Here is an 11,858-nt window from a genome sequence, read left to right on the forward strand (position 1 = left end):
GGGGGTTGCGCCATGAAGCTGGCTGAATTGTTGAAGGGAATACCGGTGCTGGAATTTCACGCCGACGAGGCGCTGGAGATTACCGGCGTCAGCTATGATTCTCGGGCGGCCGCCCCAGGTAACCTCTTTGTCGCCGTCCGCGGATACGAGAGCGACGGCCACGAGTATATCGGCGCCGCCGTTAAAAATGGCGCGGCCTGCGTCCTCTGCGAGGAGAAGCCGGAAGAGGATATCCCGTACATTTTAACCGATAACACGCGGCGCGGCCTGGCGGTCGTCTCGGCCGTCTGGTTTAACAATCCCGCGTCCCGGCTCATCCTGGTCGGCGTAACGGGGACCAACGGCAAAACCACCACGACCCATCTTATCAAGACGCTCATTGAAAAATGCTCTGGCGCGAAGGTGGGGCTGATCGGCACCAATTACAACATGATCGGCGACAGGACCGTCGAGACGGAACGCACCACGCCGGAATCCTACGAGCTGCAGAAGCTGTTCCGCGACATGGCGGACGAGGGCTGCACTTACGCGGTGATGGAGGTTTCGTCCCACGCGCTTTTTCTGGACCGGGTCTATGGCCTCACTTACGAGGTGGGCGTGTTCACCAACCTGACCCACGAGCATCTCGATTTCCACAAGACGATGGACGAGTACGCCAAGGCAAAATCGCTCCTGTTCCGGCAGTCGAATCACGCCGTCGTCAATCTGGACGACAGCTACGCGGGCGTGATGATCGGCGGCGCCACATGTCCCGTCTTTACATTTTCTACAGAAAATGACACGGCGGACCTTGTCGCCAAGCGAATAAAGGTGTATCCTGACAAGGTTGACTTCTGCGCGCTGACAATGGAAAAGCTGCAGAAGATCGAATTGAATATCCCGGCGATTTTCTCCGTGTACAACGCCCTGGCCGCCGTCGCCGCTGGCCTGCAGCTCGGCTTTGAGCTGGAGGCGCTGGCCGAGGCGATGAAGGACTGCACCGGCGTCAAGGGCAGGATCGAGGTCGTCCCCACGGGGCGCGACTTCACCGTTATCATCGACTACGCCCATAAGCCGTACGCGCTGGAGAACATCATCAGTACCTTTAAGGAATTCGCGCCCGGCCGCGTCGTCACGCTGTTCGGCTGCGGCGGGGACCGAGACGCGACGAAACGCCCCCTGATGGGGGAGATTGCCGCGCGCCTCTCCGATTACGTCATCGTGACCAGCGACAACCCGAGAACGGAAGACCCTAAAAAAATCATTGACGATATCCTGGTCGGCATGAAAGGCACAAAGACGCCGTATATCGTCATAGAAAACAGGCGGGAAGCGATCGGCTGGGCGCTCAAAAACGCCCAGTCCGGCGATATCCTTATCCTGGCGGGCAAGGGGCACGAGACGTATCAGATCATCGGAAAGGAAAAGTTCCATTTCGATGAAAGGGAAGTCGTACGGGAATTTCTTTCGGCTATTTCTTAGTATTGAGAGGGTACACCTATGACAATGAAGCTTCTTACCGCTTTTCTCCTGTCACTGGGCGTTACGGCGGTCTGCGGCCTCGTTCTTGTTCCGCTGCTGCGCCGTAAAAAGGCCGGCCAGATGATCCGCGAGGACGGACCTGTCTGGCACAGAAGCAAGCAGGGAACGCCCACGATGGGCGGGCTGATGTTTATCATCGGCATCGCCGTGACCTGTGTGACCGTCGGTTTCGGTGAAATGCGGCAAGGAGAACTCGGGCACATTTATATCCTTGTTTTCGCGCTGATTTTCGCATTTATCGGCTTTCTGGACGACTATGAAAAGCTCGTCAAAAAACGCAATCTCGGCCTGACGGCACTGCAGAAATTTCTGCTGCAGCTGGCCGCCGCCGTCGTGTTCGTGCTTTTGATGCGCCTGACTGGGCATCTGACGCCGAACCTCTATATACCGTTCTGGAATGTTTCGGTGATCATTCCCGAGCCGGTGTATTTCGTTCTGGCGGCGTTTGTCATCGTCGGCACAGTCAACGCCGTGAACATCACCGACGGCGTCGACGGACTGGCGACCGGCGTCTCTATTCCCGTCGCCGTCTGCTATGGAGCGGTCGCGGTCGCGTGGGGCCTTACCTACACGTATCTCGGCATCGTCGCCGCCGCGCTGTGCGGGGGGCTTATCGGTTTCCTGCTGTTTAACTTCCATCCGGCCCGCGTGTTCATGGGGGACACCGGTTCGCTGTTTCTGGGCGGCATCATCTGCGCTATGGCCTTTGCCATGGACGCGCCGCTGATACTCGTCCCCCTCGGCATCGTCTACATTGTGGAAACGCTCTCCGATATCATCCAGATCGTCTACTTCAAAGCGACGAAGGGAAAGCGCATCTTCAAGATGGCGCCGCTGCACCATCACTTTGAAATGAGCGGATGGAGCGAATACAAGCTGTTCGCCGTATTTACCCTCGTTTCCGCCATTTTTGCCGTCGTTTCCTTTTTCGCGGTGAGCGCGCGTTTTTCCCTTTGAGGGCGCCGCGCTGGAAGTAGGGCAAGGGCTCTGCCCTTGCCGTGGCCCACTGTTGTAAGTATTTTCCTGGGAGGGCGCATCATGAAAACATACAGGACGGCGCGGGCGGCCGCGGGCACGGCGGTACCAAGGCGTCCCGTGGAGCAGCTCCGCGACTACAGGGCGGACGAAAAGGTCAGACGGGGCAGCTTCGACCTGCCGTTTTTTGTGCTGACGCTGGTGATCCTCGCCATAGGCGTCGTCATGGTGCTCTCGGCAAGCTTTGCCCGCGATTATTACACCAACGGAAACCCGCTTCAGCATTTTTCCAGGCAAATTATTTTCGCCATCACCGGCGTCGTGCTCATGGTCATCGTATCCACTTTGAAGGTCGCTACTCTCCGCAAATTCGCGTTCCCGCTGATGGTCATTTCTCTGCTGCTGCTGGCCTCCGTGCCTGTCATCGGGTCGGAGGAAAACGGCGCGCGGCGGTGGATCAATCTTGGCTTTACAACGTTTCAGCCGTCGGAAATCGCGAAGCTTGCCGAGGTGCTGATGTTTGCCGTCATGATCTGCACCTACAAGGAAAAAATGAAGACGTTCAAGTACGGCGTCGCGCCGTTTATGGCGGTCGTCGTCGTCATTGTCGGCCTTCTGTATCTGGAACCGCACCTTTCGGCTTCCGTCATCGTGATCGCTCTGGCCGCGATTATGATGTTCGCGGGGGGAACGAAAATGAAGTGGTTTCTGCTGGCGGGCGGTGTTATAATTTTAGTTGCGTATCTCACCATATCCAAGATGGACTACGCCAGCAGCCGAATTACCGCGTGGCTGCATCCGGAGAATGACCCGGGTGACAGCGCCTATCAAATTCTGCAGTCGCTGTACGCCATCGGCTCGGGCGGCCTGATGGGGCTTGGCCTCGGCCAGGGCAGGCAAAAATACCTCTATCTCCCGGAGGAGCACAACGACTATATTTTTGCCATCGTGTGCGAGGAGCTCGGCTACGTCGGCGCCATTTTGATCCTATTGCTGTTTGCGCTGCTCATCGTCCGCGGCTTCTGGCTGGCGCTCCACGCCAGGGACCGGTTCGGCTCACTTGTGGTCACGGGGCTGTCGAGCCTTCTGGCAATCCAGGTATTCCTGAACGTCGCCGTTGTGACGAATCTGCTGCCGAGTACCGGCATATCCCTGCCGTTCTTCAGCTACGGCGGCACGGCGCTGTGGATTCAGCTCGTAGAGATGGGCATCATTCTCTCAATATCCAGGGATATTCCGATTGTCAAAGCCGGATAGATTATTTTGCCGGAGGAGTAACGATGAGATTTCTGTTTACATGCGGTGGGACGGCCGGCCATATCAATCCGGCACTCGCCCTGGCTGACGAAATCAAGCGCACCATGCCGGACTCAAAGATACTTTTCGTGGGTTCGGGCAGGCGCATGGAGAACAGACTGATCCCTCAAGCGGGCTATGATATCAAAAATATAAAAATCAGCGGCTTCGAGCGCGGCGTAACGCCGAATAAGCTCATCCGCAATTTCAAGAACCTGCGCAGCCTGGCGTCGGCGGCGGCGCAGTCGTCGGAAATCATTCGTATTTTCACGCCCGACGTGGCCATCGGCACAGGCGGCTACGTCTGCTATCCCGTTTTGAAAAAGGCCGCCCAGCTCGGCATTCCGACAATTCTCCACGAGTCGAACGCCGTACCGGGGCTCACGACAAAAATGCTCATGAAAACGGTGGACAAGGTGCTTGTCGCCTTTCCCGGCGTTGAGAACCAGTACAGATATCCCGGCAAGGTCATTTTCACCGGCACGCCGGTCAGAGGCAGCTTTCTGACGCAGACGAAGCATACGGCCCGGATGGCTCTCGGCGTGGACGGGCGGCCGCTCGTGGTCTCGTTCTGGGGGTCGCTGGGCGCCGAAAAAATGAATGAAGTCATCTCCGATTTTATCGCTCTGGACATCGAGAGCAGATTGTTTAACCATATCCACGCCACCGGCGGCAACGACGCCGTGATGGCGGCGCTGAAAAAGCGCCTGCACGATAAAACGGCAGGCGCCCGTATCCCCGAGTGGATCGATATAAGGACGTACATTGACAACATGGCGGCCGTCATGGCGGCATCCGACCTCATTTTGTGCCGGGGCGGCGCTTCAACGCTGGCGGAGCTTGCCCTTATGGGAAAACCGGCCGTCATCGTGCCCTCTCCCAACGTCACCAATAACCATCAGGAGAAAAACGCGCTCCAGCTTGCCAAAATAGGCGGCGCCGTCGTCATGTATGAAAAGGACTGCACGGGAGAGACACTGTATCAGACCGTTAAAACGCTGCTGGCGGACAAGTCGGCGCTGAACGATATGGCCGCCGCAATGAAGAAGGCCGGCGTCCCGGATTCGGCAAATAAAATCGTCGATCTGATTATTTCCATGTGCTGATTAACGGAAAACAACCTCCGAACATAGTATACGGCATACGGATCATTCTATGCTGTTTTCGGGGGTTGACTATGAGTATCATACGTATTGATGGCGGAAGACGGCTTTCCGGGAGTATTCCCGTGCACGGGGCAAAAAACAGCGTTCTGCCGATTATGGCGGCGGCGCTTTTGGCATGTGGCGAAACAGTCATACATAATTGCCCCAATTTAAGCGACGTCGACGCGGCAATCAGGATCCTCGCGCATTTGGGCTGTACCGTTGCCCGCGAGGGCGAAAAGGTTTATGTCGATTCAAAAACGCTGACGCGGAGCGATATTCCGCATGATCTCATGAAAGAAATGCGCTCTTCCGTTATCTTCCTCGGCGCGATCCTCGCCCGTCTGGGTGAGGCGGTGCTCTCCATGCCGGGCGGATGCGAGCTCGGCCCGCGGCCGATCGATCTGCACCTCTCGGCGCTGCGCGCCATGGGCGCCGAAATCGAAGAGGACGGCGGAAATATCGTCTGCAAGGCGAAAAAGCTTCATGGCTGCCGTATTAATCTGGCGCTGCCCAGCGTCGGCGCGACGGAGAACACCATGCTGGCCGCCTCGCGGTGCGAGGGAACCACGATCATCACAAACGCGGCCTGCGAGCCTGAAATCTGGGACCTTCAGAGTTATCTGCGCCGCCTCGGCGTCAATGTACACGGCGCCGGCACGCCGGTCGTCACCATTGAGGGCAGCATACAGAAGGGGAGCATGGAGCATTGGGTCATCCCGGACCGGATTGTCGCCGCAACTTACCTCGCCTGCGCCGCGGCGTCGGGCGGTAGCGTGGAACTCACCGGCGTCATGCCGGGGCATCTGTCCACGGTAACGGATGTCCTCGGCGAGATGGGCTGCGGCCTCATGCTGGGCGAGAACACGATCTACATCAGTGCCGATAAGCCCAGAAAAGCGGCCCGGCCGATTGAAACGAAGCCGTATCCCGGCTTCCCGACGGACGCCCAGCCCCCGATCATGGCGGCGAGCCTGACGGCGCAGGGGACCACGGTTTTCGTGGAAAACATTTTCGAGAACAGATACCGCCATGTGGCGGAGCTTTTACGCATGGGCGCCGATATCAAGACGGAAGGGCGTGTTGCCATCGTCAGCGGCGTTCCAAGGCTGCACGGCGCGCCGATTACCTCCACCGACCTGCGCGGCGGCGCCTCGCTTCTTGTAGCAGCGCTCGGCGCGGAGGGCGTAACGGAGATCGCGGGCGTCCATCATATTGACAGGGGATACGACAATATTGTCGCTGCGCTCGAATCGCTTGGCGCGGATATTTTAAGACTCGACTGATACGAAAGAAGGGGAAGAGGAATGGCGGACGACAAATATTACAGGCGGCGCAGACGGGGCGCCGTCTTATATACGCCGATCGCCGCAATTCTGATCATCGTCATCGTGATTTTTGGAATCAGCGTATTTTTTCGCATTTCCGACATCGAGGTAAAAGGCGCGGGAAAATATACGGTGGATCAGATCATATCGGCATCCGGGATCAAAATCGGGGATAACCTTGTTTTTATCGACCCGGGTGCCGTCGCCGCAGCCATCAAAACGAACCTGCCGTATTTGAGTGATGTGCAGATCAGCAAAATCGTACCGGACAAGATCGCCATCAATGTGACGGAAAGCCAGCCGCTGGCCGCCGTCAGTGTCGACAACACCTGGTATATCATTGACCAGAAGGCCAGAGTGCTGGAAAAGACGGACAGCGCCACGGCCCAGGGAAAGATCAGTGTCACCGGCCTCATCCCCACGGACGCCCCCGTCGGCCGCCAGCTCGCGGTGGGTGACGGCGAGCAGACAAAGCTCCTTTATCTGGCAAACGTGCTCTCGGCCATCCAGAACGCCGGAATCTCCGGCGACGTCCAGTCGGTCGACGTATCCAATATCGGCAATATCCAGTTCAGCTACGGCCGCTTTACGGTAATTATGGGAACCGGCGAGGACGCGGATTATAAGATGGTCAAGCTCCATGACGTCATTGCGACGCTTGAGCCGGACGATACGGGCAAGATCGACGTATCTCAGGATGCTCCCGTAACAGCGAGATTTATCCCGGTTACGCCGAATTAAAGTACTTTTTGCCCTAAATTTAGCAAAAAAACACAAAATATGCAACAAAACTGTAAATAAATATTATGTGAACTATTGACCTTGACAGAAAATCGTTATAGAATGATGAATAATATTGGAATAATCAATTTGGAATAATTAATAAAACTGACTGACTGATTTTGGCGATGCTATACCATAATAAAAATGAATAGTTGCCTCAGTTCTCAATTCATATACAGGAGGATTAGAAAATGTCATTATCACTCGAAAGTGGTCCGGATAATGTTGTCGTTATAAAGGTCGCCGGTATCGGCGGGGCCGGAAATAATGTCGTCAACAGAATGGTAGAAGCGGGCACACAGGGTGTTGAATTTATTTCGATCAATACGGACAAGCCGGCACTCGGCATTTCAAACGCGGATCAGAAAATACAGATTGGTGAAAAATTAACGCATGGGCAGGGCGCCGGTTCCAATCCCGAGGTCGGCAAAAAAGCGGCCGAGGAAAGCCGCAACAATATCGCCAAAGCGCTTGAAAACGCTGACATGGTGTTTATCTCCGGCGGTATGGGCGGCGGCACCGGCACCGGCGCTTCGCCCATCGTCGCGGATATCGCCCGGGAGGCCGGCATACTTACCGTCGGCGTCGTCACAAAGCCCTTCAGCTTTGAAGGAAAGCGCCGGATGATGCAGGCGGAAGAGGGCATCAAGACGCTTTTGGGAAAGGTCGACTCGCTCCTCATCATCCCGAACGACAGGCTGAAATTTGCCACCGATCAGAAGCTGACGTTTGCCAATGCCTTTGCCATCGCCGACGATGTGCTGCGTCAGGCCGTTGTCAGCATTTCAGAGCTCATTAAAAACACGGGCTTTATCAATCTCGATTTTGCCGACGTCACCGCCATCATGAAGGACGCCGGGTTCGCGCACATGGGCGTGGGCCACGCCGCCGGGAAAAACAAGGCGGAGGAGGCCGCAAAGCAGGCTGTCTCCAGCCCGCTGATGGAAACGTCCATCGACGGGGCGCACGGCGTTCTGGTCAATATCACCGGCTCTCTGGACATTGGCCTGGAGGAAGTCGAGGCGGCGGCCTGCCTCGTTCAGCAGGCGGCGCATCCGGACGCCAATATCATCTTCGGCGCAACCTTTGACGAGACGATGGATGACGAAATACGCGTCACCGTCATCGCCACCCGTTTTGACGACAAGCCGAAAACTTACACGCCAACGGCTGGCGCTGAAAAGCCGGCCCCCGGCGTGGGCCTGTTCACCGAGGCGGCGGAGAAGAAAGAAGCGGAAGAGCAGAAGCCGGCGCCCGAACCGGTGCAGGAAGAAGACCCCTTCGATACTATTTTCAAAATTTTCAATTCAAAATAACGCCCTTATGTTCGATAGGACACCGATTTACAGCTAAAAATAGGGACGGGCAGAGTCTCTCTGCTCGTCCCGTTTTAATTCAAAGAGGTGTGACTATGCCAGAAGTCAAGCGCGTCGTTAAAACCATGTATGACATCTTCAACAAGCAGCGCGTGACACGCAGCGCCGCCGCGATGTCCTACTATCTCACTATCTCTATTTTTCCCCTGCTGATCGTTGCCTACGCCATACTGAACAGCCTGAATATCTCCAATGAGAATCTCTATAAGGTTTGGGAGCAGATACTTCCGGCCGACGTGCTCAAGATCATCCTCGGCTATCTCCAGTATGTCGGCGGCGCCAAATCGACGGCGATGCTGGTTGTCGGCATCACCGTGACGCTGACCTCGTCCTCGTCCGCGTTCGGCTCGCTGATCAGCATTATGGCGGATATCCAGGGAAAGCCGCGGTACCGCGGCTTTTGGGCCACCGTGTTCAGCGTCGTGATTTCCGTCGGCCTGCTGGCCGTCATGTATGTTTCGGGCCTTGTGATCGTGTCGGGCGAATGGCTGCTTGATTTTCTTGAAACAAAATTCGGCTTTGAGGAGCTGTTCGAGATATGGCAGTGGGTGCGCTTTGCCATACTGTTTCTGCTGCTGCTCGTCATCATTTATCTGATCTATAAGATATCCGCGCCCAGAGAGACCAGAAAGGTCCACCGCATGCCCGGGGCGCTGATCGCTTCGGTGCTGCTCGTGGCGGCCAGCGTCATTTTTTCGCATCTCATCGGCTCGGCCGCCAATTATCCGATCGTCTACGGTTCGCTGGCATCTTTTATCATCCTGATGTTCTGGATATATATCTGCAGCATTATTCTTATTATGGGAAACGTGTTCAATTTTGTCGTTTACCATAAGAATGCCGTCGTGAGACATTTTGGAGAAACCCCTTAAGTACGGAAGGAGCCAATATAAATGGCGGACTACCTGGCGGTCTCAATGGCCGACGACGACATCAAAAATATTTCCGCGCTGGGCCTGGCCCACGTCGGGGACGCCGTTTATGAGCTGATGGTCCGCACCTGGCTTTGCGCCAGCGGCCGGGCGACAGCCAAAGGCCTCCATAAGGCGGCGATCACGTATGTCTCGGCGCCGGCGCAGGCAAGGGGAGTGCAAAAGCTCCTGCCGGTTTTGACTGAGGAGGAGCATGCCGTCTTCCGTCGCGGGCGGAACACTCGCGTCAATTCCGTGCCTCGCAACGCCACGCTGGAGGAATACCACGCCTCGACAGGCTTCGAAACCCTGTTCGGCTACCTCTGGCTGAAGAACCGAGCGGACAGACTCAACGAGCTGTTCGAGATAATAATCGGCCCGCCCACCCGCCCGACAGAGGTATAGGGCTGCGCCCTATGACCCCTTTTTGGGGCTCCGCCCCATACCCCTTATAGTCAAACCCGCGTGTCCAGCTTGGGAAGCTGACATTCTTCTGTTCCTATGTTCCGTAAAAGCGCTCTCTTTGAGGGAACTGTCGGCGTAGCCGACTGAAGGAGTTCCCAACTGCGCGCCGCAAAATGCCTGCGGCAAGTACCTCCCTCGAAGAGACGGTGGAAGGCAAACACAAATCGTAGGGGCCGCCGTCCTCGGCGGCCCCTTCCCGCTTCGCACCGCAAGGCCCCTCATCAGGTGCAGGCTTTATTAAAGAAAGGACACCGCAATGCCGCTTGACGCCATATTCCTCACGGCGCTCCGTAACGAGCTGGACGAGAGGCTCCGGGGAATGAAAATCGATAAAATACAGCAGCCGGAGCAGGACCAGATCGTTCTGGCGCTCCGGGGCTACGGCGCATCGCCGCGGCTGCTCATCTCCGCGGGGACAGGCGACGCGCGGCTGCATCTCACGGCCGCGTCGTTTGAAAACCCGATGAGTCCGCCGATGTTCTGTATGCTGCTGCGCAAGCATTTAACGGGGGCGAAGATCAAGTCGATCACCCAGCCTCCGCTTGAAAGATCGGCCGATATCGCCCTCGACTGCGTCGACGCACTGGGAGAGCCCTGCGAAAAGCATCTGATCCTGGAGCTTATGGGGCGGTACTCCAACATCATTCTCACCGATCGGGACATGCTCATTATCGACTGCCTCCGCCGCGTGGATGCCACCATGTCCGAAAAGCGGCAGGTCCTGCCCGGCCTTTATTACCGCCTGCCGCCCATTCAGGACAAGAGCGACCCCCTGGCGGTGACGCCGGAGTCGTTTGATACATTGCTTGCTTCGGCGCCGGGAGACAGGGCGGCCGACAAATGGCTGGTGGACAGCTTCACGGGCCTGTCGCCGCTTATCTGCCGGGAGCTCGTCTTCAGGGCCTGCGGGGAGACGGACAGGCGTGTCGCCGCGCTCCGGGCCGCTGACGGCGCCGCGCTCCGCCGCGCGTTCCTTGTATTGACGGACGATGTCCTGGCCGGCCGGTTCGCGCCGGTGATGCTGCTGGACGGCGAGGGCAAACCATCCGATTTTTCGTACACGGCGATCTCCCAGTACGGCGCGGCCCTCCGGCAGGAAACCGCCGAATCCTTTTCCGCGCTCCTCGACGCGTTTTACACGCGCCGGTTTACCATGGAGCGCATGCGCCAGCGCTCCCAATCGCTGACGAAATCCATCAAAAACGCCTGCGACCGCGTCCAGCGCAAGCTTATAAGCCAGAGGGAGGAGCTCCGGCAGACCGCCGGCCGGGAACGGCTCCGCGAGCTGGGCGACATCCTCACGGCGCAGCTGCACCTCCTCAAAAAGGGTATGGCCGTTTTCAGGACGACGGACTTTTATGCCGACGACGGACACGAGATCGACATCCGCCTCGACCCGCTGAAAACGCCCCAGCAGAACGCCGCCAAGTACTACAAGGACTATACAAAAGCCCGGAACGCCGAGACGATTTTGACGGAGCAGATCGCGCTGGGCGAAAAGGAACTGGAATACTTAAAGAGCGTCCTTGAGGAGATCGGCCGAGCCGAAAGCGAACGCGATCTCGCCGAAATTCGCCAGGAGCTCGCCCAGACAGGGTACGTCAGGGTCCAAAAGACAGGCAAAAAGGATAAAACGCCGGAGGCCGTGCCGATGCGCTTCGCCTCCACATCAGGCCTCACGATCCGCGCCGGCAGGAACAACATCCAAAACGAGACGCTGACGCACCGCCTGGCCTACAAAACGGACGTCTGGCTGCACGCCCAGAAAATCCCCGGTTCCCATGTCATCGTCTCCGCCAACGGCCAGGAGCCCGACGAGGCGGCGCTGGGGGAGGCGGCCGCCATCGCCGCGTTCTTTTCCCAGGCCCGGGAGAGCAGTAAGGTCCCCGTGGACTGCACGCTTGTCAAATACGTCAAAAAAATCCCGGGCGGCCGCCCCGGCATGGTGACGTACACTGATTACAGGACGATTATCGCGTCGCCGGATGAGGAGCTCGTCAAGCGGCTTCAGGTAAAATAAGCTGATAAAAAGAAACGGCGGGGTTTCGGAATTTTCCG

10 protein-coding genes are annotated in these 11,858 nt (G+C 57.2%); all 10 read left to right on the plus strand.

Features of this window, described 5'->3' with window-relative positions:
* Positions 1–12 precede the first annotated feature (12 nt).
* The 10 genes from BUB60_RS07390 to BUB60_RS07435 all read left to right on the plus strand — a co-directional run bounded on the left by BUB60_RS07390 (position 13) and on the right by BUB60_RS07435 (position 11,820).
* Positions 13–1,461 (plus strand): UDP-N-acetylmuramoyl-L-alanyl-D-glutamate--2,6-diaminopimelate ligase, encoded by a 1,449-nt coding sequence (locus BUB60_RS07390; protein ID WP_073077283.1) that lies wholly within the window; start codon positions 13–15, stop codon positions 1,459–1,461.
* 18 nt (positions 1,462–1,479) lie between these two features.
* Complete coding sequence (gene mraY, locus BUB60_RS07395) at positions 1,480–2,478, plus strand: phospho-N-acetylmuramoyl-pentapeptide-transferase (RefSeq protein WP_242941168.1); 999 nt, start codon at positions 1,480–1,482, stop codon at positions 2,476–2,478.
* A gap of 81 nt (positions 2,479–2,559) precedes the next feature.
* A complete protein-coding gene (gene ftsW / locus BUB60_RS07400) occupies positions 2,560–3,753 on the plus strand; it encodes a putative lipid II flippase FtsW (protein WP_084726331.1) in 1,194 nt (397 codons plus the stop codon).
* A 23-nt stretch (positions 3,754–3,776) separates the two neighbouring features.
* Positions 3,777–4,898, plus strand: a complete 1,122-nt coding sequence (locus tag BUB60_RS07405) for a UDP-N-acetylglucosamine--N-acetylmuramyl-(pentapeptide) pyrophosphoryl-undecaprenol N-acetylglucosamine transferase (protein WP_073077284.1) — start codon at positions 3,777–3,779, stop codon at positions 4,896–4,898.
* 71 nt (positions 4,899–4,969) lie between these two features.
* The gene (gene murA / locus BUB60_RS07410) at positions 4,970–6,223 is read left to right on the plus strand and encodes a UDP-N-acetylglucosamine 1-carboxyvinyltransferase (RefSeq protein WP_073077285.1); all 1,254 of its coding nucleotides are present in this window, start codon (positions 4,970–4,972) and stop codon (positions 6,221–6,223) included.
* A gap of 21 nt (positions 6,224–6,244) precedes the next feature.
* On the plus strand, positions 6,245–7,006 hold the full coding sequence (locus BUB60_RS07415) for a cell division protein FtsQ/DivIB (RefSeq protein WP_073077286.1): 762 nt from the start codon (positions 6,245–6,247) through the stop codon (positions 7,004–7,006).
* A gap of 233 nt (positions 7,007–7,239) precedes the next feature.
* A complete protein-coding gene (gene ftsZ / locus BUB60_RS07420; protein ID WP_073077287.1) occupies positions 7,240–8,364 on the plus strand; it encodes a cell division protein FtsZ in 1,125 nt (374 codons plus the stop codon).
* Positions 8,365–8,459: 95 nt separating this feature from the next.
* Entirely contained in the window at positions 8,460–9,296 is an 837-nt protein-coding gene (locus tag BUB60_RS07425; RefSeq protein WP_073077288.1) for a YihY/virulence factor BrkB family protein, read from the plus strand.
* 21 nt (positions 9,297–9,317) lie between these two features.
* Complete coding sequence (locus tag BUB60_RS07430; protein ID WP_073077289.1) at positions 9,318–9,740, plus strand: Mini-ribonuclease 3; 423 nt, start codon at positions 9,318–9,320, stop codon at positions 9,738–9,740.
* A 316-nt stretch (positions 9,741–10,056) separates the two neighbouring features.
* The gene (locus BUB60_RS07435) at positions 10,057–11,820 is read left to right on the plus strand and encodes an Rqc2 family fibronectin-binding protein (protein ID WP_073077290.1); all 1,764 of its coding nucleotides are present in this window, start codon (positions 10,057–10,059) and stop codon (positions 11,818–11,820) included.
* Positions 11,821–11,858 lie beyond the last annotated feature (38 nt).

Source organism: Sporobacter termitidis DSM 10068, from assembly GCF_900130065.1.
GTDB lineage: Bacteria > Bacillota > Clostridia > Oscillospirales > Oscillospiraceae > Sporobacter > Sporobacter termitidis.